Origin of the sequence: Enterobacter sp. GER_MD16_1505_Eko_090 (assembly GCF_003331015.1) — a bacterium.
GTDB lineage: Bacteria > Pseudomonadota > Gammaproteobacteria > Enterobacterales > Enterobacteriaceae > Enterobacter > Enterobacter roggenkampii.
Window position 1 is genome coordinate 127,715 of sequence record NZ_PUQF01000012.1, and the last position, 21,968, is coordinate 149,682.

The following is a 21,968-nucleotide window of genomic DNA, read 5'->3' on the forward strand; positions in this document are numbered from 1 at the left end:
CCTTATTGGCGTGCAGCCAGCATCGCGGTCAGTTTTTCAGCCCAGGTTTTGGTTTCGGGAAGATCCTGTACCGGCTGGCTGTAGTGGCCACGGGTGTCCGGTGCAACAGGCGTGGTGGCATCAATAATCAGTTTGTCGGTAATGCCCGCCGGGCTGGAGCCTGGGTCGAGTTCAAGCACCGACATGTTCGGCAGTTGCACCAGATCGCCTGCCGAGTTGACCTTCGATGAGAGCGCCCACATCACCTGCGGGAGGTTGAACGGGTCGACATCCTCATCCACCATGATCACCATCTTCACGTAGCCCAGACCGTGCGGCGTGGTCATGGCGCGCAAGCCAACCGCGCGGGCGAAGCCGCCGTAACGCTTTTTGGTGGAGATGATCGCCAGCAGACCGTGGGTGTACATCGCGTTTACCGCCTGCACTTCCGGGAACTCCGCTTTCAGCTGCTGGTAGAGCGGCACGCAGGTGGCCGGCCCCATCAGATAATCAATCTCGGTCCACGGCATGCCGAGGTAAAGGGATTCGAAAACCGGTTTGGTGCGGTAAGAAACTTTGTCGATACGCACAACCGTCATGTTACGGCCACCGGAGTAGTGGCCGGTAAACTCGCCGAACGGCCCTTCAATTTCGCGCTTACGGCCTTCAATCACCCCTTCCAGGATCACTTCAGAACCCCACGGCACGTCGAAGCCGGTCAGCGGCGCGGTGGCAATCGGGTACGGGCTTTCACGGAGCGCACCGGCCATTTCATATTCCGACTGATCGTATTTCAGCGGCGTCGCGCCCATCAGGGTGATGATCGGGTCGTTGCCCAGCGTAATCGCAATCGGCAGGTCTTCGCCGCGCTCTTCCGCTTTGTGCAGATGCAGGGCGATATCGTGCATCGGCACCGGCTGCAGGCCGAGCTTGCGCTTGCCCTTCACTTCCATGCGGTAGATGCCAACGTTCTGCTTGCCGAAGTTATCCGGGTCGAGCGGATCGCGCGAGACAACGCACGCTTTGTCGAGATAAAAACCACCGTCCCCGTCGTTCAGGCGGAACAGCGGCAGGATGTCGAACAGGTTAATGTCTTCACCGTCCACCGTATTCTGCGCCCAGGCCGGGTTGGCGCGGCGCTCTGGCGCAATCGGGAATTTATCCCAGCGGCGAATAAACTCGTCGATCTGCTTTTTCACCGGCGTGTTCGCAGGCAGCCCCATCGAAATAGCGTGATTTTGCCAGGAGCCGATGGTGTTCATCACCACGCGGGCATCGGTAAAGCCGCGAATGTTGTCGAACCACAGCGCGGGTGCGCCGTCACCGATGCGGCCTGTCGCGTTGGCTGCCGCCGCCAGATCCGGCTCGGCGTTCACCTCTTCCTCAATTTTCAGCAGTTGCCCTTGCTCATCGAGCGCCTGCAGGAAGCTTCTCAGATCATCAAATGCCATCTTTATTCTCCTGTGAAAAATGTTTCGCCTCCCGCAACCCGTTCCAGCGGCGCGCCTTTTTATGCTCCAGGCCAAACTGGTCGAGCACGCGGGTCACAATATGCTGGGTAATGTCATCGGCGGTTTGCGGGTGGTTGTAGTACGCAGGCATGGGCGGCACCATCGCCACGCCCATGCGGGAGAGCGCCAGCATGTTCTCCAGATGAATGGTGCTGAGCGGCGTTTCACGGGGCACTAGCACCAGCTTGCGCCCCTCTTTCAGCACCACATCCGCCGCACGGCCCACCAGCCCTTCGGCATAGCCCGCGCGGATCCCGGCCAGCGTTTTCATGCTGCAGGGAATGACGATCATGCCGTCGGTACGAAACGAGCCGGAGGAGATAGTGGCGGCCTGGTCAGCCGGGCTGTGGACGACGTCAGCCAGGGCAGCAACGTCCTGGGCGGTGTAAGGCGTTTCCAGCTCAATGGTGGTTTTTGCCCACTTCGACATCACCAGATGCGTCTCTACTTCCGGCATTTCCCGCAGCGCCTGCAGCAGCGCCACGCCCAGCGGAGCACCCGTCGCCCCCGTCATTCCCACGATCAATCTCATTCATCACCTCAATCAATTTGTTCGTGTACGAACATTAGAGGTAAACTACTCCCGGATTGTTTTTCTGACAAGATTGTTCGTACACGATCACACAAAATGCTAAAAAATGCCGCATTATCATCCTGGACTTTAGCGGCTATCATAGGGGGTGATTTTTTCTGTCGGAGTGTTCATGGAACTAAGACAAGAGGCGTTCCACCTGTTACGTCAGCTTTTTCAACAGCATACCGCGAAGTGGCAACATGCCCTGCCGGAACTGACCAAGCCGCAGTATGCGGTGATGCGCTCGATTGCCGAGCATCCGGGCATTGAACAGGTGGCATTGACTGAAGTCGCGGTCAGCACGAAAGCGACCCTGGCGGAAATGCTGAGCCGCATGGAGGCGCGCGGGCTGGTCAAACGCGAGCACGACCCTGCGGATAAGCGCCGTCGCTTTGTCTTCCTCACGCCAGAAGGTGAGGCCCTGCTTGCAGACTGTAAGCCGGTAGGCAATGAGGTTGATGAGGCCTTTTTAGGACGCCTTAACAAGGCCGAGCGGGAGCAGTTCTCTGCGCTCATCAAAAAGATGATGCACGATTAACTCACGCTGGTGCGCATAAAATCGATAAAGGTGCGCACTTTTGCGGGCACATGCCGGGCATCAGGATAGACCGCATAGATCCCCTGCCGCGCAAAGGTATACTCCGGTAAAATCGTCACCAGCGTTCCCGCATCAAGCGAATCGCGCACCAGCCATTCCGGCAGTAACGCCACCCCACCGCCTGCGAGCGCAAAAGCCATAAGGGCCTGAGCGCTGTCGGCAAACAAACGCGGCGCCTTTTTTATCTCCAGCATGTCAGGCGCACCGCGGGCATCTTTCACCTGCCAGCGCAGCGGCGAGGCTAAGCGCTCGTGGATAATCCAGTCGGCCTGCGCCAGCTGCGCAATCGATTCGATAGGGTTTCCCGCAAGCCACTCGGGCGTCGCGACGGGGAGAATAGAAAAGTGAGAAATCAGTGCGGCGTGGTTGCGCGAATCAACAAGCGTTCCCAGCCGGATGGCCACGTCAAAGCGCTCCGAGATAAGGTCTGCGTGCAGTGACGACGAAACATGTCGGACGCGAAGATCCGTGTGCTGCTGGCTAAACCTGGCCAGCAGCGGCACCACGACCCGGGCGCCATATTCAGGCGTGGTCGTGATCCGCAGTTCGCCGGTGAGCCCCGCATGGTTCGCACGGACATCATCCTGCAGCCGTTCGGCCTCCTTCAGAAGCGCGACGCTGCGCTGATGAAAAAGCACGCCCGCCTCGGTTAGCGTCAGGCGGCGGGTGGAGCGCAGCAGCAGCGTAACGCCCAGCTCATCTTCAAGCTGGCGGATATTGAAGCTAACCACCGCTTTTGTCAGCCCCATCGCCTCGGCGGCCGCCGTAAAACTGCCGGTGTCGGCCACCGCGACAAACATCTGCGTCCGCTGCAGGTTAATCATCATCACACCCTTTACTGTCAAAATATTTTTGACAGTATATCGCGCTTTGTCAGGTTTATCCGTGCTTCCCGGATCGATACGATACGCCACCTCACCGGAGGATCCACCATGACGTATCGCAGCCAAGTTGCCGTTGTCTATCTGCTGGGCTTTTTTCTTGATTTGATCAACATGTTTATTGCCAGCGTCGCCTTTCCGGCGATGGCTCACGCCTTTAACACCACGCCTTCGGCCCTTACCTGGGTCAGTAACGGGTACATTGCCGGCCTGACGCTGGCGATCCCGTTCAGCAGCCTGCTCTCGCGCCGCATTGGGCCAAAGCGCGTCATCCTGCTTTCGCTTTTTCTGTTCAGTGCCGCCTCCGCTGCGGCGGGCCTGTCTGCAACGCTTGAAAGTCTGATTGCCTGGCGAGTGCTTCAGGGCGTGGGAGGAGGCTTACTGATCCCCGTCGGACAGGCGCTGACCTGGCAACAGTTCAGGCCTCAGGAGCGTGCGAAGCTCTCCTCGGCGGTGATGCTGGTCGCGCTGCTTGCCCCGGCCTGCTCCCCGGCTATCGGGGGACTGCTGGTACAGACGCTAAGCTGGCGATGGATATTTTTCGCCACGCTACCGGTCGCTATCGTGACCTTCGTTCTGGCCTGCCTGTGGCTTAAACACGAAATGCCTGCGATGAACGCGGCCAGACTGCTAAACCTGTCATTGCTCGCGGACCCGCTTTTGCGTTTTTCCATGCTTGTGTATATCTGCGTACCCGGCGTATTTATTGGGGTGAACGTCACGGGCATGTTTTATCTTCAGAACGTGGCGAACATGAGCCCAGCCGCTACGGGCATGCTCATGCTGCCGTGGTCTGTGGCATCGTTTCTCGCCATCACGGCAACGGGACGTTATTTTAACCGTATCGGCCCCCGCCCCCTGATCGTCATCGGCTGCCTGTTGCAGGCGACGGGCATTCTGCTTTTGATTGACGTCAGTTCGGCTACGCTGCTGCCTGCCGTCGCGTTTGCCCTGATGGGCGCCGGGGGAAGCCTGTGCAGCAGCACGGCTCAGAGCAGCGCGTTTCTGACAACGCGCCGGGACGAGATGCCGGATGCCAGCGCGCTGTGGAATCTCAATCGTCAATTGAGCTTTTTTGCCGGTGCCCTGCTGCTGGCGCAGGTGCTGAACCTGGCGCAGGCGTGGCTGACGCCACACGCCGCCTGGCACGGGATGTTTATTTTTGCCGCAGGCATGACCTTGCTGCCTGTACCGTACGTTTTTCGTCTTAACAATACGCAGGTGCTAAACCCGCTGCGACAGGAGAATTCATGACGCCTTTCGAACACGACATTATCAACCTCCACATTGCGCTTGAAGCATGGTTAGGCAAAGGTGAAGGCGAGGCCGACGCGCTGCTCGCCCGTTTCCAGCACGATTTTCTGATGATCCCGCCGGGCGGTGTGCAGGTCGACTATAACGGCCTGGCCAGTTTTCTGGAAAAACAGCGCGGAAGCCGTCCCGGGCTGAAAATCGTCATTGACGAATTAACCACGATCCAGAGCGGCGAACGGGGTGCAGTGCTTCACTACCGGGAGACGCAAACCCGGCCAGACCTGCCCGTTAACGTGCGCTGGTCAACCGCGGTGCTTAATCAGGAAGGTGACAAAATAACCTGGCGTCTGCTGCACGAGACGGCGACGCAGCCGTAACACAAAAGAAAAAGGCCCGTCTCACGACGGGCCTTTTTTGACGAAAGGTTGCTTATTCGCGGAACAGCGCTTCGATATTCAGACCTTGCCCCTGCAGGATTTCACGCAGGCGACGCAGACCTTCAACCTGAATCTGACGAACACGTTCACGGGTCAGGCCAATTTCGCGGCCGACGTCTTCCAGTGTCGCAGCTTCATACCCCAGTAAACCGAAACGACGCGCCAGCACTTCACGCTGTTTGGCGTTCAATTCGAACAGCCATTTGACGATGCTCTGTTTCATGTCATCGTCCTGCGTGGTGTCTTCCGGACCGTTATCTTTTTCATCGGCCAGGATGTCCAGCAGCGCTTTTTCGGAGTCGCCACCCAGCGGGGTGTCAACGGAGGTAATGCGCTCGTTGAGACGCAGCATACGGCTTACGTCATCAACCGGTTTATCGAGTTGTTCGGCAATTTCTTCTGCGCTTGGCTCGTGGTCCAGCTTATGGGACAACTCGCGCGCGGTACGCAGATACACGTTCAACTCTTTGACGATGTGAATCGGCAGGCGAATCGTACGGGTCTGGTTCATAATAGCCCGTTCGATGGTCTGACGAATCCACCAGGTCGCGTAGGTTGAGAAACGGAACCCGCGTTCCGGGTCAAACTTCTCAACTGCGCGGATGAGACCTAAGTTGCCCTCTTCAATCAGATCCAGCAGAGCCAGACCACGATTGCCGTAACGGCGGGCAATTTTCACGACCAGTCGCAGGTTACTTTCAATCATGCGACGACGCGAGGCCACATCACCACGCAAAGCACGACGTGCGAAATAGACTTCTTCTTCGGCCGTTAGCAGTGGGGAGTAACCAATCTCCCCAAGGTAAAGCTGAGTCGCGTCCAGTACACGCTGTGTGGCGCCCTGCGATAACAGCTCTTCTTCAGCCAAATCGTTATCACTGGGTTCCTCTTCTACTAAGGCTTTTTCGTCAAAAGCCTCTACTCCGTTCTCATCAAATTCCGCGTCTTCATTTAAATCATGAACTTTCAGCGTATTCTGACTCATAAGGTGGCTCCTACCCGTGATCCCTGAACGAGACACCCTGGCTGGCATGCCCCGTCAAATTATCGCTGCGGCAAGTACTGCAGCGGGTTTACGGATTTCCCCTTGTAACGAATTTCAAAATGCAAGCGTGTAGAACTGGTTCCGGTGCTACCCATGGTAGCGATTTTTTGCCCCGCCTTAACTTCTTGTTGTTCCCGGACCAGCATTGTGTCGTTATGGGCGTAGGCACTCAGGTAATCATCGTTGTGTTTGATGATGATAAGATTACCGTAACCGCGCAGAGCGTTACCGGCATACACAACGCGTCCATCTGCGGTCGCGATGATAGCCTGTCCTTTACTCCCTGCGATATCGATCCCTTTATTTCCCCCTTCGGAAGAAGAGAAGTTCTCGATAACCTTGCCGTCAGTCGGCCAGCGCCATGCAGAAATCGGCGAACTGGAGGTCATACTGCTGGCAGTCGGTTCAGTAGAGCTAACCACAGGTGCCGTAACCGGTGCTGTGACAGCAGTCGCAGTCCCTTTATTATTCGGCAACATTTTGTTAGCAGTCTGATCACCTGAATCCTCAGAATACGTAATTACAGGTTGTGAAGCAACCACCGTGGTGGATTTTTGTGCAGGCTTAACGCTGTTATTTTGAGCCGTCACATCGGCCGCTGAAACCGTGTTGCCAGGCGTAAGCGGCGTACCCGTCGCGTTGCCCACCTGGAGCGTTTGCCCGACTTCCAGACCGTATGGGGCCTGGACGTTGTTGCGCTGCGCGAGGTCACGGAAATCGTTCCCGGTGATCCACGCAATGTAGAACAGCGTATCGCCGCGTTTCACGGTATAGGTGCTGCCACCGGTGTAGCTGCCTTTCGGAATGTTCCCATACTGGCGGTTATAGACTATGCGGCCGTTTTGGGTCTGAACAGGCTGTTCAACTGGCTGAACCTGCATTGGCTGTGTAACAGGATGTTGCACAGGCTGAATTTGTGGTGTTTGCTGCGGCGCAGCCGTTCCCATTTTAGGTGGCGGCGTGATTAACATTCCGCTGGACGTGTTACCGGAGCCGCTGTTTCCGCCGACGGAACTGACGGGCGCAGGCGCGTTGTTAGAACTTGTACAGCCTGCCAGCCAGAGCGAAACCAGTGATAATGCCGCAACACGGCTGATGGTGAATTTAGGGCTTCCCGCGCTCATTTATCCCCCAGGAATGTGTTAACTACCAGTGACTTAAAATTTACCGTGATGGCACGAATCTTTCGCGCCACACCATACGCTGAATTTGCCTTAATAACCCTGGATAATTCCGAGTCTCAGGCCAACTCCCCCTTCACCAGAGGCACAAAGCGCACGGCTTCCACGGTGTCGATAATAAACTCGCCGCCGCGCCGACGAACGCGCTTCAACAGCTGCTGCTCGTCCCCGACAGGCAGAACCAGAATGCCCCCCTCATCCAGCTGCGACAACAGGGCAGCTGGAATTTCTGGCGGGGCCGCCGTCACGATGATCGCGTCAAACGGGGCACGAGCCTTCCAACCCTGCCATCCATCACCGTGTCGTGTCGAAACATTATGTAAATCAAGTTGTTTCAGGCGACGACGCGCCTGCCACTGTAAACCTTTGATCCGCTCCACGGAGCATACGTGATGAACGAGATGCGCCAGGATCGCGGTCTGATACCCCGACCCGGTGCCAATCTCCAGCACGCGGGAATCGGGCGTCAGCTCCAGCAGCTCCGTCATGCGAGCCACCATGTAAGGCTGCGAAATCGTCTGGCCCTGCCCGATGGGCAGCGCCACGTTTTCCCACGCTTTGTGTTCAAACGCCTCGTCTACAAATTTCTCACGCGGAACCAGGGCGAGCGCTTCAAGCACGTGCTCGTCGCGGATCCCCTGCGCGCGTAGTTGTTCCAGAAGAGTTTGTACACGTTTGTTTACCATTGCGCGTTCACTCCTGCGCGATCCAGCCAGCCCGACACCACATCATGCGCGCTATACGCGGTTAAATCTACGTGCAGCGGGGTAACCGAAACATAGCCTTCCTCCACGGCGGCAAAGTCGGTATCCGGACCCGCATCGCACTTATCGCCGGGAGGGCCGATCCAGTAAAGCGTGTTGCCGCGCGGATCCTGCTGCGGGATCACCTGATCGGCAGGATGTCGACTCCCGCAACGGGTGACGCGGATGCCTTTAATTTCATCGAGAGGAAGATCCGGCACGTTAATGTTGAGGATGCGTCCGGTACGCAACGGCTCGCGGCCGAGCGCCCGCAGGATCGAACAGGTCACCGCGGCGGCGGTGTCGTAGTGCGTGTAGCCGTTCAACGAGACCGCCAGCGCCGGGAATCCCAGATGGCGGCCTTCCATTGCGGCCGCCACGGTGCCGGAGTAAATCACGTCATCGCCGAGGTTAGGCCCGGCGTTAATGCCGGAGACGACGATATCCGGACGCGGCCGCATCAGCGCGTTCACGCCCAGAAAAACACAGTCGGTCGGCGTGCCCATCTGTACGGCAATATCGCCATTTTCAAAGGTAAAGGTGCGAAGCGACGACTCCAGCGTCAGCGAGTTAGACGCTCCACTGCGGTTACGATCGGGCGCCACAACCTGCACATCCGCAAACTCACGGAGGTGTTTCGCCAGGGTCTGAATGCCTGGCGCGTGGATCCCGTCATCGTTACTCAGCAATATTCGCATAATCACCCGAGGTGTTGATAAGTTCCCTGACAACACTGGTGGCAAAGCTGCCTGCCGGCAGCCAGAAGCGTAACTCGACGGTCACGTCATCCCACCAGTTCCAGCTTAACTGCTGCGGATAGAGCAGCATCGCGCGGCGTGCCGCGTCGACTTTTTCCCGCACCAGCAAGGACTGCAATTCTGGCGCATCCGCCACGGCTGACTGCTCGGCGGCCAGGGCCTCCCCCTGGGTTCCCCAGTCGCCCGTACCGGGCAACGCGGCGGTGATCAGCAGCCCTTTTGCGTCCACGCGCGACTGGACATCGGCCATCTCTTCGGCCGTTGCCACAAACCAGCTTCCGCGTCCCGCTAATTGTAGCGCATCGCCAACAACAACTTGATTCGCGTCCGGTTTTTTCAGCCTTTCGCTCACAATCTGATTAAACAACGCACTGCGGGCCGCCGACAACCAAAAACTGCGTTTATTCCTGTCACGCACCGGCGCGTCGCTTTGCGCCCAGCGCAGTGCGCCCTGCAGGTTGCTGCCGCCGATGCCAAAGCGCTGCGCGCCAAAGTAGTTCGGTACGCCGCGGTCGCTGATGGCATTCAGGCGTTTTTCAACGTCTTCACGGTCAGTCACGTCGCGCAGCACCAGCGTAAACGCGTTGCCTTTTAACGCGCCCAGACGCAGTTTGCGCTTGTGGCGGGCATATTCCAGTACCTTACAGCCCTCAAGCTCAAATTTGCTTAAATCAGGCATCGCATTGCCGGGAACGCGCGCGCAGAGCCACTGTTCCGTGACGGCGTGTTTATCTTTCTGCCCGGCAAAGCTCACCTCGCGGGCATGAATTTTGAGGAATTTTGCCAGCGCGTCGGCCACAAAGCGGGTATTGCAGCCATTTTTCAGAATACGCACCAGGATATGTTCGCCTTCGCCATCCGGCTCAAAGCCCAGATCCTCCACCACGAGGAAATCTTCCGGGCTGGCTTTCAGCACCCCGTTCCCCTGCGGCTTACCGTGCAGGTATGTCAGGTTGTCGAATTCTGTCATTTGCTCGCCTTCACCAGCAGCGCCACGGCTTCACAGGCAATCCCTTCGCCACGACCGGTAAAGCCCAGCTTCTCGGTCGTCGTCGCTTTCACGTTCACGTCGTCCATGTGGCAGCCCAGATCTTCTGCAATAAATACGCGCATCTGCGGAATGTGCGGCAGCATTTTTGGGGCCTGGGCGATAATCGTCACGTCGACGTTGCCAAGGGTATAGCCTTTCGCCTGGATGCGGCGCCACGCTTCGCGCAGCAGTTCACGGCTGTCCGCCCCTTTAAACGCCGGATCGGTGTCCGGGAACAGCTTGCCGATATCACCCAGTGCGGCCGCGCCCAGCAGCGCGTCGGTCAGCGCATGCAGCGCCACGTCGCCATCAGAATGCGCCAGCAGCCCTTTTTCATAAGGAATGCGCACGCCGCCAATGATAATTGGGCCTTCGCCGCCAAAGGCGTGTACATCAAAACCGTGTCCAATTCGCATTATGCCTTCTCCTGATGGGTCGAACGGGTAAGATAAAATTCCGCGAGCTGTAAATCTTCCGGACGCGTCACTTTAATATTATCAGCACGTCCTTCAACAAGCTCAGGGTGGAAACCGCAGTACTCCAGCGCAGAGGCTTCGTCCGTGATGGTCGCACCTTCGTTAAGCGCGCGCGTTAAGCAGTCGTGGAGCAGTTCGCGGGGGAAAAATTGCGGCGTCAGCGCGTGCCAGAGATCGACGCGATCGACGGTGTGGGCGATAGCCCGTTTGCCCGGCTCGGCACGCTTCATGGTGTCGCGCACGGGAGCGGCCAGAATGCCGCCCACTTTGCTGGTTTCGCTCAATGCCAGCAGGCGAGCGAGATCGTCCTGATGCAGGCACGGACGCGCCGCGTCATGCACCAGCACCCACGGCGCGTTACCGGCCGCCTGAATGCCTGCCAGCACGGAATCGGCGCGCTCGGCACCGCCATCGACAACGGTAATCTGTGGATGATTTGCCAGCGGGAGCTGCGCGAAGCGCGCATCGCCGGGGCTGATAGCGATGATCGCCCGCGTCACCCGCGGGTGCGCCAGCAGCGCCGCCACGGCGTGCTCGAGGATCGTTTTATCGCCAATAGAGAGGTATTGCTTGGGACATTCTGTCTGCATGCGCCGGCCAAAACCTGCGGCCGGCACCACGGCGCATACGTCCGAAAAAGTTACTGCCATGTCGTAATCCTGGGCCTGATTATCGATTGTTTTGTGCTGAGCCCTGATTGCGTTTAGACGCATCCGGAACCAGACGATAAAAGGTTTCGCCCGGCTTAGTCATACTGAGTTCATTGCGTGCGCGTTCCTCAATCGCCTCTTGCCCGCCATTGAGGTCATCAATTTCAGCGAAGAGTTGATCGTTTCGCGCCTTAAGTTTGGCGTTTGTTGCCTGCTGAGCTGCGACGTCATCGCTCACCCGGCTATAGTCGTGCAGTCCGTTCTTACCGAACCACAGCGAATATTGCAGCCAGATTAGCAAAGCCAGCAACAGCAGCGTTAGTTTACCCATCCTGCCCCCTGAAAAACGGCATCATCATCCCAAGACTTCCCCAGAGCACTACGCCGGGGTAACAGAGATGCCGCAACATCGCGGGCAAATGTACCACATTTTTTCCGCAGAATCGTCCTGCTCAATATCGTTACACAGTTGGTTACGGTTTGAATTATGGCTGAAGTTAGCCCATGAGCCACAAAAATAACAGACCAAACATCAGCACCACCGTCACAATCGTGACCACGGTACTGTACAGGAGCTTGCCGTTGAGCAGCGAGTGAAGCGCAATGCCGACGACAACCGCCACGGGCATCAGCGCCAGAAAGAAAGGCCAGGTGTAGAGAAAGAAGAACAGCGTGTTGCCGCCGTAGATAAGAAACGGGATACCCAGCGCCAGCAACCATGAGACGAAGCCAATGATGGCCCCAGGAAATGACCAGGTCGTTTCGTCGTCGGTCGCAAGCGGCTCCGACCCGGTGGTGGTGATGTAATGTTCACTGTTGCGCATAGCTAGTCCTGTGACCGTGACTCATCGTTCGGGAAGACAGCTCCCGAACGATACCGTCTCAGGATCTGATAATATCGTCCCGTCTGAGCAGGTCTAATAATTGGCTTACTAAATTTGTTACCAATTGTTGACCCTCCAGGTGAATTTCAGGCGATTCAGGCGCTTCGTATAGCGCGTCAATGCCGGTGAAGTTGCGCAATTCTCCGGCACGCGCTTTTTTGTACAGCCCTTTCGGGTCGCGCGCTTCGCAAACCTCCAGCGGCGTATCCACAAACACTTCGATAAAGCGATCCTGGCCCACGCGTTCGCGCACCATCTGGCGCTCGGCGCGGTGTGGAGAGATAAATGCGGTCAGCACCACCAGCCCGGCGTCGGCCATCAGGCTGGCGACCTCCCCGACCCGGCGGATGTTCTCTTTGCGGTCGTCGTCGCTGAACCCTAAATCGCTGCACAGGCCATGGCGCACGTTGTCGCCATCCAGCAGGTACGTGCTTACGCCCTGCTGATGCAATGCCTCTTCCAGCGCGCCCGCCACCGTCGATTTACCCGAGCCGGACAGCCCGGTAAACCACAGCACTACTCCACGGTGACCGTGGAGCTGTTCGCGCTGGGCGACGGTGACCGGATGAGGATGCCAGACGACGTTCTCATCATGGGCAGCCATTACTTGCCTCCCAGCAGATCGCGCGCGCCCCAGTGCGGGAAGTGCTTACGCACCAGCGCGTTCAGCTCCAGCTCAAAGGCGCTGAATTCTGAAGCTGCGGACGCCTGTTCGTTTGGCTCACGGACCATCCCCGCGCCGACGGTGACGTTCGTCAGGCGGTCAATAAAGATAAGGCCGCCCGTCACCGGATTTTGCTGATACGGATCCAGCACCAGCGGTTCGTCAAAGGTCAGATCGACCAGACCAATACCGTTCAGCGGCAGCTCGGTAACCTCGCGCTGGGTCAGATTGTTGATGTCCACCTGGAACTGAATACCGTCCACGCGGGCGCGGGTCTTCTTGCCGGCGATTTTGATGTCGTAGCTCTGGCCCGGCGTCAGCGGTTGCTCCGCCATCCACACCACATCCACGGAAGCCCCCTGCACGGCGGCCAGCGTTTCCTGGGCATCCACCAGAAGATCGCCCCGGCTGATATCAATCTCGTCTTTCAGCACCAGCGTAACCGCTTCACCGGCGCCTGCGTCCTGCAGGTCACCGTCGAAGGTGACGATGCGTGCGATGGTCGATTCCACGCCGGATGGCAGCACCTTGACGCGCTGACCGACCTTTACGGAGCCTGACGCAAGGGTGCCGGAGAAACCGCGGAAGTCGAGGTTAGGACGGTTCACGTACTGCACCGGGAAGCGCATCGGCTGGGTGTCGACCACGCGCTGAATTTCAACCGTCTCCAGCACCTCCAGCAGCGTCGGGCCGCTGTACCACGGCATGTTCGCGCTCTGGGAGGCGACGTTATCCCCTTCCAGCGCCGAGAGCGGCACAAAGCGGATATCCAGGTTGCCCGGCAGCTGTTCGGCAAAGGTCAGGTAGCTCTGGCGGATCTCCTCGAACTTCTCTTCGCTGAAGTTCACCAGATCCATCTTGTTGACCGCCACCACCAGATGTTTGATCCCCAGCAGCGTGGAGATAAAGCTGTGGCGACGGGTCTGATCCAGCACGCCTTTACGGGCGTCGATCAGCAGGATCGCCAGGTCACAGGTCGACGCGCCGGTCGCCATATTGCGGGTGTACTGTTCGTGCCCCGGGGTGTCGGCAATAATAAATTTGCGCTTCTCGGTAGAGAAATAGCGGTAGGCCACGTCAATCGTGATGCCCTGCTCGCGCTCCGCCTGCAGGCCGTCAACCAGCAGCGCCAGATCCAGCTTTTCGCCCTGGGTACCGTGACGCTTACTGTCGTTATGCAGGGAGGAGAGCTGATCTTCATAAATCTGGCGCGTATCGTGCAGCAGGCGGCCAATCAGGGTACTTTTCCCGTCATCCACGCTGCCGCAGGTCAGAAAACGCAGCAGGCTTTTGTGTTGTTGCGCATGCAGATACGCTTCCACGCCGCCTTCGTTGGCAATTTGTTGAGCAATAGTGGTATTCATGGCGGCTCCTTAGAAATAACCCTGACGTTTCTTCAGCTCCATGGAGCCTGCCTGGTCGCGGTCAATCACGCGCCCCTGTCGCTCGCTGGTGGTCGACACCAGCATCTCTTCGATGATCTCCGGCAGCGTCTGGGCGTTGGATTCCACCGCGCCGGTCAGCGGCCAGCAGCCGAGGGTGCGGAAACGCACCATCTGTTTTTTAATCACTTCACCCGGCTGCAGGTCGATGCGATCGTCGTCGATCATCATCAGCATGCCGTCACGCTCCAGCACCGGGCGCTCGGCGGCCAGATACAGCGGAACGATCTCGATGTTTTCCAGATAGATGTACTGCCAGATATCCAGCTCGGTCCAGTTGGAGAGCGGGAAGACGCGGATGCTTTCGCCCTTGTTAATCTGGCCGTTGTAGTTGTGCCACAGCTCCGGACGCTGGTTTTTGGGGTCCCAGCGGTGGAAGCGATCGCGGAAGGAGTAGATACGCTCTTTGGCGCGGGATTTCTCTTCGTCACGGCGCGCGCCGCCGAAGGCCGCGTCAAAACCGTATTTGTTCAGCGCCTGCTTCAGCCCTTCGGTTTTCATGATATCGGTGTGTTTGGCGCTGCCGTGCACGAACGGGTTAATGCCCATCGCCACCCCTTCCGGGTTTTTATGCACCAGCAGCTCGCAGCCGTAGGCTTTCGCGGTACGGTCGCGGAATTCGTACATCTCGCGGAATTTCCAGCCGGTGTCCACGTGCAGCAGCGGGAACGGCAGCGTGCCCGGATAAAACGCTTTACGCGCCAGATGCAGCATGACGCTGGAATCTTTACCGATGGAGTACATCATCACCGGGTTAGAAAACTCGGCGGCCACTTCGCGGATAATATGGATACTTTCCGCTTCGAGCTGCCGCAGGTGTGTAAGACGTTTTTGGTCCATAACCGTTCCTTAAGCCAAATTTACAACAGAAGAACCAAAGCCTTCTGTATCGGTTGTGTGCTGAAACCAGGCGAGCGTGCTGTGCAGCTGCACCACTTCCCCCACCACGATCAGGGCAGGCATCGGGGCATCTTTCGCCAGGGTTGCAAGGTCTTGAAGTGTGCCGACAGCAACATGCTGATCGACGCGCGTGCCGCGAGAAATGACGGCAACGGGGGTCGTCGCCTCGCGACCGTGCTGAATAAGCTGTTCGCTGATGTCCGCCGCTTTCATCGTGCCCATGTATATCGCCAGCGTCTGGCGGCTCTGGGCGAGATGCGACCAGTCGAACGGCGTGCTGTCCGCCTTGTAGTGGCCGGTCACAAAGGTGACGCTCTGGGCGTAATCGCGGTGGGTCAACGGGATACCGGCGTAGGCCGTTACTGCAGAAGCCGCCGTGATGCCGGGCACCACCTGGAACGGAACGCCCGCTTCAGCTGCCGCCTGCAGCTCTTCGCCGCCGCGACCGAAAATGAACGGATCGCCCCCCTTCAGGCGCACTACGGTTTTGCCCGCTTTCGCGGCGTCAATTAGCATCTGGTTGGTGTCGTGCTGCGGCACCGAGTGTTCGCCCGCCCGTTTGCCGACGCAGATTTGCTCCGCGTCGCGACGGATCAGCTCGCGCACGCCGTCGGTGACCAGGTGGTCGTAGAACACCACGTCCGCATCCTGCAGCACCTGCAGGCCGCGCAGCGTCAGGAGCCCGGCATCGCCCGGCCCCGCGCCCACCAGAATGATCTCCCCGCCCGTACTGCCGGGGTTATCCAGTTCGTCCTCGAGGATTTTCTGCGCCGCTGTCTCATTACCGGCATGCATCAGGCTGGCAAAGCGGCCGCGAAACACGCGTTCCCAGAAGCGACGGCGTTCCGTCACGCTGGTCAGGCGGGTTTTCAGATGGTTGCGCCAGTAGCTGGCTTTCTCCGCCATGCGCCCGAGGCTGGTCGGCAGCAGCGCTTCGATTTTTTCCCGCAGCACGCGCGCCAGCACCGGTGCGGTACCGCCGGAGGAGATCGCCACCAGCAGCGGCGAACGGTCAACGATCGACGGGAAAATAAACGAGCATAAAGGCTGGTCGTCCACCACGTTCACCAGGCGGTAACGGGCCTGAGCGGCGTCGGAGATCCGCTGGTTCAGTTCACGATCTTCGGTCGCCGCAATTACCAGCACGACGCTGTCGATTTGTGACTCGTCGAAATCCGCCTCTTCAACGACCTGCACCTGGGCCCCTGCGCGCTGCAGAAACGCGATTTTGCGATCGGCGATTTCACCCGTGCCAACCACCAGCACCGGTTTCTCTTTAATCGCAGCAAATAAGGGCAGATAGTCCACAGGCAACAACTCACTAACAACGAGGAATAGAGGGACTATAGGGGGCGGCTTAGACCGAATGAAATTACGAATTGGAATGAGTAGTTACTCAATGGAATAACGCTGTGAAAAAGCTAATACCAAAAAGTGCTTAACGCGCGAAATTTCGGGCATTTAAGAACGATTCAAATTGTGTATGGACGATCACAGTTTCATACTAGGCGGGTTATTATTTTGCTCTGTTTTTAAGGACTCACTATGTTTTCCGCAACGCGCCACCGTATTGCTGCCCTGGCGCTCGGCGTTTGCTTTATTCTTCCTGCCCAGGCAAAAAACCAACCTTATGGTGAAATCGCCACTATGCAGGCGCGGCATATTGCCACCGTTTTCCCTGGCCGCATGACCGGATCGCCTGCGGAAATGCTCTCCGCGGACTATCTTCGTCAGCAGTTTGCCGACATGGGTTACCAGAGCGATATCCGATCGTTTCACAGCCGCTACGTCTATACCTCGCGAAATAAAACGAAAAACTGGCATAACGTGACCGGCAGTACGGTGATTGCGGCCCACGAAGGCAGCGCAAAAGAGCAAATTATCATTATGGCGCACCTTGATACCTACGCCCCGATGAGTGACGCCGATACGGATAACAATCTTGGCGGGCTGACGCTGCAGGGCATGGACGATAATGCCGCAGGCCTGGGTGTGATGCTCGAACTGGCCGAGCGGATGAAAGATATTCCCACCCAATATGGCATTCGTTTTGTTGCCACCAGCGGTGAGGAAGAGGGCAAACTCGGCGCTGAGAATCTCCTTAAGCGCATGAGCGCTGAGGAGAAGAAAAATACGCTGCTGGTGATCAACCTCGACAACCTGATCGTCGGCGACAAGCTCTATTTCAACAGCGGGCAGAGTACGCCGGGTACCGTGCGGAAACTGACGCGCGACCGGGCGCTGGCGATAGCCCGCAGCCATGGGGTTTATGCCACCAGCAACCCCGGCGGTAACCCGGATTATCCGCGAGGCACAGGCTGCTGCAACGACGGGGAAGTGTTCGATAAGGCGGGCATTCCGGTGCTGTACGTGGAAGCGACGAACTGGGCGCTGGGCAAAAAAGATGGCTACCAGCAGCGGGCTAAATCGAAGGCCTTCCCGGACGGGACGAGCTGGCACAACGTGATGCTGGACAATCAGCAGCACATCGATCGCGCGCTGCCGCAGCGGATTGAGCACCGCAGTCGTGATGTGGTGAAGGTGATGCTGCCGCTGGTGAAGGAGCTGGCGAAAGCGGGGAAAGCCTGAGGCCGTTAAGCCCGGTGGCGGCTACGCCTTACCGGGCCTACATATGGAACGAGCCTTAGTAGGCCCGGTAAGCGCAGCGCCACCGGGCAAAAAGGTTATCACCCTTCGTGCAACCCGCACTCGCGCTTCAGCCCGAAGAATCGCGTCTCTTCTTCCGCCATGCCCGGTTCCCACTTACGCGTGGTGTGGGTATCGCCCACCGACAGATAGCCCTGGTCCCACAGCGGATGGTATTTCAGCCCGTGCTTTTGCAGGTACTGGTACACCGTCCGGTTATCCCAGTCGATAATCGGCAGCACTTTAAACACCCCGCGCTGCACCGCCAGCACCGGTAAGGTTGCCCGGCTGCCGGACTGCTCACGGCGCAGGCCCGCAAACCACGTCTGCGCATTAAGCTCTTTCAGCGCCCGGTTCATCGGCTCAACTTTGTTGATCTCATTGTATTTCTCAATGCCCTCAACCCCCTGCTCCCACAGCTTGCCGTAGCGCGCCTCCTGCCAGGCCGCGCTTTCCGTCGCGCGGTAAACTTTCAGGTTCAGCCTGAGCTTGTCCGTCAGCTCGTCAATGAACTGGTAGGTTTCCGGGAACAGATAGCCGGTATCGGTGAGGATCACCGGAATGTCCGGACGGATCTGATTCACCAGATGCAAACTGACCGCCGCCTGAATACCAAAGCTTGACGAGAGCACATACTCTCCCGGCAGGTTTTCCAGCGCCCACGCCACGCGCCCTTCAGCGTCCAGCTTTTCAAGGTGGGCATTGGTTTCTGCCAGCGCCAGAATGCGTTCGACTTTTGGCAGGTCATTAAGGGCGTTTAGATCGAGTACGGACATAATTACCTCTCGTGTTTACTCCCAGAAATCCCTGGCGGGATCGAGCACCGGGCGAATGATGCCCGCACGCACCGTAAAGTCGCCGAAGCCTTCACCCGCTTCGCGCTCTTTCGCCCAGCGCCCGACAAGCTCGTCGATGGAATCAAGAATTTCCGGCTCGGTGATGTTCTCGCGGAACATACGCGGAATGCGCGTGCCGATACGGTTACCGCCCAGGTGCAGGTTGTAGCGCCCCGGCGCTTTCCCCACCAGCCCCAGTTCGGCCAGCATCGCGCGACCGCAGCCGTTCGGGCAGCCCGTCACGCGCATAACAATATGCTCGTCCGGAATGCCGTGTTTTTCCAGAATCGCTTCTACCTTGTCAGTGAATGACGGCAGGAAACGTTCCGCTTCCGCCATCGCCAGCGGACAGGTCGGGAACGACACGCAGGCCATTGAGTTTTCACGCTGCGGCTTCACCGCATCCATCAACCCATGTTCGCGCGCCAGCTTCTCGATCTTCGCCTTCTGGCTTTCCGGCACGCCGGCAATGATCAGGTTCTGGTTAGCCGTAATGCGGAACTCGCCCTTATGGATCTTCGCAATTTCCAGCAGGCCGGTTTTCAGCGGACGCCCCGGATAATCCAGAATACGGCCGTTTTCGATAAACAGCGTCAGGTGCCATTTATTGTCGATACCCTTCACCCAGCCAATGCGATCGCCGCGACCGGTGAATTCGTAAGGGCGGATCGGCTCAAACTTGATGCCCGCGCGACGCTCCACTTCCGCTTTGAACGTCTCCACGCCCACGCGCTCCAGGGTATATTTGGTTTTCGCGTTTTTACGGTCGGTACGGTTACCCCAGTCGCGCTGGGTCGTCACCACCGCTTCCGCCACGGCCAGCGTGTGCTCCAGCGGCAGGAAGCCGAACTCGCTCGCGGTGCGGGCATAGGTTTTCTTGTTACCGTGCTCAATGGACAGGCCGCCGCCCACCAGCAGGTTAAAGCCCACCAGCTTGCCGTTTTCGGCAATCGCCACGAAGTTCATGTCGTTGGCGTGCAGGTCGATATCGTTCTGCGGCGGGATCACTACCGTGGTTTTAAACTTACGCGGCAGGTAGGTCTGGCCGAGGATCGGCTCTTCATCGGTGGTCGCGACTTTTTCCTGATCGAGCCAGATCTCCGCATAGGCGCGCGTGCGCGGCAGCAGGTGCTCGGAGATCTTCTTCGCCCACTCGTACGCTTCAGCGTGCAGCTCGGACTCATACGGGTTCGAGGTGCAGAGCACGTTACGGTTCATGTCGTTGGCGGTCGCCAGCGCGTCCAGCCCAACGGAGTGCAGCATCTGGTGCACCGGCTTGACGTTCTTCTTCAGAATGCCGTGGAACTGGAAGGTCTGACGGTTGGTCAGACGGATGCTGCCGTAGATCGTGTTTTCACCGGCAAACTTGTCGATCGCCTGCCACTGTTTGGTGGTAATCACCCCACCCGGCAGACGGCAGCGCAGCAGCATCGCGTGACGCGGCTCCAGCTTCTGCTCTGCACGCTCGGCGCGGATGTCGCGGTCGTCCTGCTGGTACATGCCGTGGAAACGGATCAGCAGGAAGTTGTCGCCTTTGAAACCGCCGGTGAGACCGTCATTCAGATCTTCAGCAATGGTGCCACGCAGATAGTTGCTTTCCAGCTTCATGCGCTCGGCGTCTGTCAGTGTACCTTCGACCACCAGTGGCCCTGGATGTTTTTCGCTCATTAGTAGACATCTCGCTGATAACGGCGCTCAACGCGCAGCTCACTTAAAAATTCGTCCGCCGCTTCGGCATCCATACCGCCGAATTCGGCAATCACTTCCAGCAAAGTCTGCTCAACGTCTTTCGCCATGCGATTGGCGTCGCCGCAGACATAAATGTGGGCACCGTCATTGATCCAGCGCCACAGCTCTGCGCCCTGTTCGCGCAGTTTGTCTTGTACGTATACTTTTTCTTTCTGGTCGCGGGACCAGGCCAGATCGATGCGGGTCAGTACGCCTTCTTTGACGTAGCGCTGCCACTCCACCTGGTAGAGGAAATCTTCCGTAAAGTGCGGGTTGCCGAAGAACAGCCAGTTTTTACCCGGTGCGCCATCCGCCGCACGCTGCTGCATGAAGGCGCGGAACGGCGCAATGCCGGTGCCCGGGCCAATCATGATGACCGGCGTTTCCGGGTTTGCAGGCAGGCGGAAGTTGTCGTTGTGCTCGATAAAGACGCGCACTTCGCCCTCTTCTTCCACGCGGTCTGCCAGGAAGCCCGATGCTCCACCCGTACGGGCGCGGCCTTCGATGTCGTAGCGCACCACGCCGACGGTGATATGCACTTCGCTCTCCACCTCGGCCTGAGACGAGGCAATCGAGTACAGGCGTGGGGTCAGCGGACGCAGCAGGCCGATCAGCGCATCGGCATCCAGCTGAGCCGGAGAGAAGCGCACCATATCGACAATCGGCGTCGTCGCGGCGTAATGCTGCAGCTTCGCCTTGTCGCCCACCAGCGGCAGCAGGGATTCGCTGCGCGTTAAGGTGGCATAATTTTCGACGATATTCGGGGTATTCACCGTCAGCTCAAAATGCCACTGCAACGCTTCAGAAAGCGGCTGCGTTTTGCCGTCAACGGTGACGGGCTCGTCGCCTTTCAGCCACAGCAGCTCAACCAGCTCTTTCACCAGCGCCGGATCGTTCTGATACCAGACGCCCAACGCATCGCCAGGCTGATAGCGCAGGCCCGAGTCGCCGAGATCGATTTCGATATGGCGAACGTCTTTTTCAGAATCGCGGCCGGTAATTTTCTGGTTCACCGACAGGCTCGCCGCCAGCGGCGCCTCTTTGGTGTACGGGCTGGTGTGGATGTCGTTAACAGCACCCGTCGCGGTGAACGCGGCCTGGGCTGACGTCTCTTTCGGCACGCGCGCTTTTAGCACGTCGACGATGCGGGCGCGCCATTCGGCGGCGGCGGTCTGGTATTCGACATCCGCGTCAACGCGGTCCAGCAGGCGCTCTGCGCCCAGCTCCGCCAGCCTGCTGTCGAAGTCTTTGCCGGACTGGCAGAAGAATTCATAGGAGGTATCGCCCAGGCCAAAGACGGCAAACGCCGTGCCATCCAGCTTCGGCGCTTTTTTCGAGAACAGGAACTTATGCAGCGCCACCGCTTCTTCTGCGGGTTCACCTTCACCCTGCGTAGAAGCCACCACTACCAGCAGTTTTTCTGACGCGATTTGCTTAAATTTATAATCCCCGGCGTTGACCAGGTTCACGTTCAGCCTGGCGGCCAGCAGGTCGTCACGCAGCGCTTCGGCCACGCGGCGGGCGTTACCCGTCTGCGAGGCGGAAATCAGAGTAATGGCCGGAATTTCTACGGCCGTGGCCGGTGCACCCGCCACAGCGCCAGGCTGCTGATTGAGCATTCCCCAGAAATAGCCGGAGACCCAGGCAAGCTGAGTGGGAGAAAAATCAGAGGTGGCAGCCTGAAGGCGCGCCAGCTGCTCCGGGTTCAGGGGAAGCAAGTTTGAAGGTGGGGCCTGTGTTGTCATGCGTCG

The 21,968-nt window shown here is 58.4% G+C and carries 23 protein-coding genes; 4 read left to right on the forward strand and 19 right to left on the reverse strand.

Annotated features, from left to right (window positions below):
- Window positions 1-2 precede the first annotated feature (2 nt).
- Together C6A40_RS15135 and C6A40_RS15140 are read right to left on the reverse strand one after the other, a co-directional pair.
- Entirely contained in the window at window positions 3-1,430 is a 1,428-nt protein-coding gene (locus C6A40_RS15135) for a non-oxidative hydroxyarylic acid decarboxylases subunit C (protein WP_114191309.1), read from the reverse strand.
- The gene (locus C6A40_RS15140) at window positions 1,420-2,022 is read right to left on the reverse strand and encodes a non-oxidative hydroxyarylic acid decarboxylases subunit B (RefSeq protein ID WP_008499595.1); all 603 of its coding nucleotides are present in this window, start codon (window positions 2,020-2,022) and stop codon (window positions 1,420-1,422) included. Before C6A40_RS15140 ends, C6A40_RS15135 begins: the two co-directional genes overlap by 11 nt.
- A gap of 172 nt (window positions 2,023-2,194) precedes the next feature.
- On the opposite strand from C6A40_RS15140, the gene C6A40_RS15145 reads away from it, so the two are divergent.
- A complete protein-coding gene (locus C6A40_RS15145) occupies window positions 2,195-2,602 on the forward strand; it encodes a MarR family winged helix-turn-helix transcriptional regulator (protein ID WP_008499596.1) in 408 nt (135 codons plus the stop codon).
- Here the strand turns inward: C6A40_RS15145 and C6A40_RS15150 are convergent.
- Window positions 2,599-3,486: a LysR family transcriptional regulator gene (locus tag C6A40_RS15150; RefSeq protein WP_045336512.1), complete on the reverse strand. Its 888-nt coding sequence runs from the start codon at window positions 3,484-3,486 to the stop codon at window positions 2,599-2,601. The two genes, C6A40_RS15145 and C6A40_RS15150, sit on opposite strands and share 4 nt — an antisense overlap.
- Window positions 3,487-3,594: 108 nt before the next feature.
- Between C6A40_RS15150 and C6A40_RS15155 the strand changes: the two genes are divergently transcribed.
- Together C6A40_RS15155 and C6A40_RS15160 are read left to right on the forward strand one after the other, a co-directional pair.
- The gene (locus tag C6A40_RS15155) at window positions 3,595-4,797 is read left to right on the forward strand and encodes an MFS transporter (RefSeq protein ID WP_045336511.1); all 1,203 of its coding nucleotides are present in this window, start codon (window positions 3,595-3,597) and stop codon (window positions 4,795-4,797) included.
- Window positions 4,794-5,174, forward strand: a complete 381-nt coding sequence (locus C6A40_RS15160; RefSeq protein ID WP_114191310.1) for a DUF4440 domain-containing protein — start codon at window positions 4,794-4,796, stop codon at window positions 5,172-5,174. The genes C6A40_RS15155 and C6A40_RS15160 overlap by 4 nt, the downstream gene beginning before the upstream one ends.
- Window positions 5,175-5,226: 52 nt before the next feature.
- On the opposite strand, the gene rpoS is transcribed toward C6A40_RS15160, so the two are convergent.
- From rpoS to cysG, 13 genes are all read right to left on the reverse strand, one after another.
- Window positions 5,227-6,219: an RNA polymerase sigma factor RpoS gene (gene rpoS / locus C6A40_RS15165; protein ID WP_008499600.1), complete on the reverse strand. Its 993-nt coding sequence runs from the start codon at window positions 6,217-6,219 to the stop codon at window positions 5,227-5,229.
- A gap of 59 nt (window positions 6,220-6,278) precedes the next feature.
- Entirely contained in the window at window positions 6,279-7,403 is a 1,125-nt protein-coding gene (gene nlpD, locus C6A40_RS15170) for a murein hydrolase activator NlpD (protein WP_008499601.1), read from the reverse strand.
- A 116-nt stretch (window positions 7,404-7,519) separates the two neighbouring features.
- The gene (locus C6A40_RS15175; RefSeq protein ID WP_008499604.1) at window positions 7,520-8,146 is read right to left on the reverse strand and encodes a protein-L-isoaspartate(D-aspartate) O-methyltransferase; all 627 of its coding nucleotides are present in this window, start codon (window positions 8,144-8,146) and stop codon (window positions 7,520-7,522) included.
- Window positions 8,140-8,901, reverse strand: a complete 762-nt coding sequence (surE, locus tag C6A40_RS15180) for a 5'/3'-nucleotidase SurE (protein WP_021241911.1) — start codon at window positions 8,899-8,901, stop codon at window positions 8,140-8,142. The genes C6A40_RS15175 and surE overlap by 7 nt, the downstream gene beginning before the upstream one ends.
- Window positions 8,882-9,931 (reverse strand): tRNA pseudouridine(13) synthase TruD, encoded by a 1,050-nt coding sequence (truD, locus tag C6A40_RS15185; protein WP_021241910.1) that lies wholly within the window; start codon window positions 9,929-9,931, stop codon window positions 8,882-8,884. The genes surE and truD overlap by 20 nt, the downstream gene beginning before the upstream one ends.
- Entirely contained in the window at window positions 9,928-10,407 is a 480-nt protein-coding gene (gene ispF / locus C6A40_RS15190; RefSeq protein WP_008499607.1) for a 2-C-methyl-D-erythritol 2,4-cyclodiphosphate synthase, read from the reverse strand. The genes truD and ispF overlap by 4 nt, the downstream gene beginning before the upstream one ends.
- Window positions 10,407-11,117 carry a 2-C-methyl-D-erythritol 4-phosphate cytidylyltransferase gene (gene ispD, locus C6A40_RS15195; protein WP_023616744.1) on the reverse strand — a complete coding sequence of 237 codons (711 nt, stop codon included), beginning with the start codon at window positions 11,115-11,117 and terminating at the stop codon, window positions 10,407-10,409. Before ispD ends, ispF begins: the two co-directional genes overlap by 1 nt.
- A gap of 19 nt (window positions 11,118-11,136) precedes the next feature.
- Window positions 11,137-11,448: a cell division protein FtsB gene (gene ftsB / locus C6A40_RS15200; protein WP_008499609.1), complete on the reverse strand. Its 312-nt coding sequence runs from the start codon at window positions 11,446-11,448 to the stop codon at window positions 11,137-11,139.
- A gap of 166 nt (window positions 11,449-11,614) precedes the next feature.
- Window positions 11,615-11,941, reverse strand: coding sequence for a DUF3561 family protein (locus tag C6A40_RS15210; protein ID WP_008499610.1), 327 nt, complete (start codon window positions 11,939-11,941; stop codon window positions 11,615-11,617).
- 58 nt (window positions 11,942-11,999) lie between these two features.
- Window positions 12,000-12,605 (reverse strand): adenylyl-sulfate kinase, encoded by a 606-nt coding sequence (cysC, locus tag C6A40_RS15215; RefSeq protein ID WP_045336508.1) that lies wholly within the window; start codon window positions 12,603-12,605, stop codon window positions 12,000-12,002.
- On the reverse strand, window positions 12,605-14,029 hold the full coding sequence (gene cysN, locus C6A40_RS15220; protein WP_045336506.1) for a sulfate adenylyltransferase subunit CysN: 1,425 nt from the start codon (window positions 14,027-14,029) through the stop codon (window positions 12,605-12,607). Before cysN ends, cysC begins: the two co-directional genes overlap by 1 nt.
- Before the next feature lie 9 nt (window positions 14,030-14,038).
- Window positions 14,039-14,947: a sulfate adenylyltransferase subunit CysD gene (cysD, locus tag C6A40_RS15225; protein WP_008499613.1), complete on the reverse strand. Its 909-nt coding sequence runs from the start codon at window positions 14,945-14,947 to the stop codon at window positions 14,039-14,041.
- 9 nt (window positions 14,948-14,956) lie between these two features.
- Window positions 14,957-16,315, reverse strand: a complete 1,359-nt coding sequence (gene cysG, locus C6A40_RS15230; RefSeq protein ID WP_045336505.1) for a siroheme synthase CysG — start codon at window positions 16,313-16,315, stop codon at window positions 14,957-14,959.
- A 237-nt stretch (window positions 16,316-16,552) separates the two neighbouring features.
- Between cysG and C6A40_RS15235 the strand changes: the two genes are divergently transcribed.
- The gene (locus tag C6A40_RS15235) at window positions 16,553-17,596 is read left to right on the forward strand and encodes an aminopeptidase (RefSeq protein WP_008499615.1); all 1,044 of its coding nucleotides are present in this window, start codon (window positions 16,553-16,555) and stop codon (window positions 17,594-17,596) included.
- 98 nt (window positions 17,597-17,694) lie between these two features.
- Here C6A40_RS15235 and cysH read toward each other — a convergent pair whose 3' ends face one another.
- The 3 genes from cysH to cysJ are packed head-to-tail and all read right to left on the reverse strand — an operon-like array spanning window position 17,695 to window position 21,962.
- Window positions 17,695-18,429: a phosphoadenosine phosphosulfate reductase gene (cysH, locus tag C6A40_RS15240; protein ID WP_008499616.1), complete on the reverse strand. Its 735-nt coding sequence runs from the start codon at window positions 18,427-18,429 to the stop codon at window positions 17,695-17,697.
- A gap of 15 nt (window positions 18,430-18,444) precedes the next feature.
- Window positions 18,445-20,157, reverse strand: a complete 1,713-nt coding sequence (gene cysI / locus C6A40_RS15245; RefSeq protein WP_045336504.1) for an assimilatory sulfite reductase (NADPH) hemoprotein subunit — start codon at window positions 20,155-20,157, stop codon at window positions 18,445-18,447.
- Window positions 20,157-21,962 carry an NADPH-dependent assimilatory sulfite reductase flavoprotein subunit gene (gene cysJ / locus C6A40_RS15250; RefSeq protein ID WP_023344814.1) on the reverse strand — a complete coding sequence of 602 codons (1,806 nt, stop codon included), beginning with the start codon at window positions 21,960-21,962 and terminating at the stop codon, window positions 20,157-20,159. Before cysJ ends, cysI begins: the two co-directional genes overlap by 1 nt.
- Window positions 21,963-21,968: the final 6 nt, after the last annotated feature.

Coding starts and splice junctions, on each gene's coding strand:
- C6A40_RS15140 (WP_008499595.1), bottom strand. CDS start 2,022: ATGAGATTGATCGTGGGAATGACGGGGGCGACGGGTGCTCCGCTGGGC.
- C6A40_RS15210 (WP_008499610.1), bottom strand. CDS start 11,941: ATGCGCAACAGTGAACATTACATCACCACCACCGGGTCGGAGCCGCTT.
- cysD (WP_008499613.1), bottom strand. CDS start 14,947: ATGGACCAAAAACGTCTTACACACCTGCGGCAGCTCGAAGCGGAAAGT.
- cysI (WP_045336504.1), bottom strand. CDS start 20,157: ATGAGCGAAAAACATCCAGGGCCACTGGTGGTCGAAGGTACACTGACA.
- ispF (WP_008499607.1), bottom strand. CDS start 10,407: ATGCGAATTGGACACGGTTTTGATGTACACGCCTTTGGCGGCGAAGGC.
- C6A40_RS15235 (WP_008499615.1), top strand. CDS start 16,553: ATGTTTTCCGCAACGCGCCACCGTATTGCTGCCCTGGCGCTCGGCGTT.
- truD (WP_021241910.1), bottom strand. CDS start 9,931: ATGACAGAATTCGACAACCTGACATACCTGCACGGTAAGCCGCAGGGG.
- ispD (WP_023616744.1), bottom strand. CDS start 11,117: ATGGCAGTAACTTTTTCGGACGTATGCGCCGTGGTGCCGGCCGCAGGT.
- cysC (WP_045336508.1), bottom strand. CDS start 12,605: ATGGCTGCCCATGATGAGAACGTCGTCTGGCATCCTCATCCGGTCACC.
- ftsB (WP_008499609.1), bottom strand. CDS start 11,448: ATGGGTAAACTAACGCTGCTGTTGCTGGCTTTGCTAATCTGGCTGCAA.
- rpoS (WP_008499600.1), bottom strand. CDS start 6,219: ATGAGTCAGAATACGCTGAAAGTTCATGATTTAAATGAAGACGCGGAA.
- C6A40_RS15175 (WP_008499604.1), bottom strand. CDS start 8,146: ATGGTAAACAAACGTGTACAAACTCTTCTGGAACAACTACGCGCGCAG.
- C6A40_RS15135 (WP_114191309.1), bottom strand. CDS start 1,430: ATGGCATTTGATGATCTGAGAAGCTTCCTGCAGGCGCTCGATGAGCAA.
- cysH (WP_008499616.1), bottom strand. CDS start 18,429: ATGTCCGTACTCGATCTAAACGCCCTTAATGACCTGCCAAAAGTCGAA.
- surE (WP_021241911.1), bottom strand. CDS start 8,901: ATGCGAATATTGCTGAGTAACGATGACGGGATCCACGCGCCAGGCATT.
- C6A40_RS15145 (WP_008499596.1), top strand. CDS start 2,195: ATGGAACTAAGACAAGAGGCGTTCCACCTGTTACGTCAGCTTTTTCAA.
- C6A40_RS15160 (WP_114191310.1), top strand. CDS start 4,794: ATGACGCCTTTCGAACACGACATTATCAACCTCCACATTGCGCTTGAA.
- C6A40_RS15155 (WP_045336511.1), top strand. CDS start 3,595: ATGACGTATCGCAGCCAAGTTGCCGTTGTCTATCTGCTGGGCTTTTTT.
- C6A40_RS15150 (WP_045336512.1), bottom strand. CDS start 3,486: ATGATTAACCTGCAGCGGACGCAGATGTTTGTCGCGGTGGCCGACACC.
- nlpD (WP_008499601.1), bottom strand. CDS start 7,403: ATGAGCGCGGGAAGCCCTAAATTCACCATCAGCCGTGTTGCGGCATTA.
- cysN (WP_045336506.1), bottom strand. CDS start 14,029: ATGAATACCACTATTGCTCAACAAATTGCCAACGAAGGCGGCGTGGAA.
- cysJ (WP_023344814.1), bottom strand. CDS start 21,962: ATGACAACACAGGCCCCACCTTCAAACTTGCTTCCCCTGAACCCGGAG.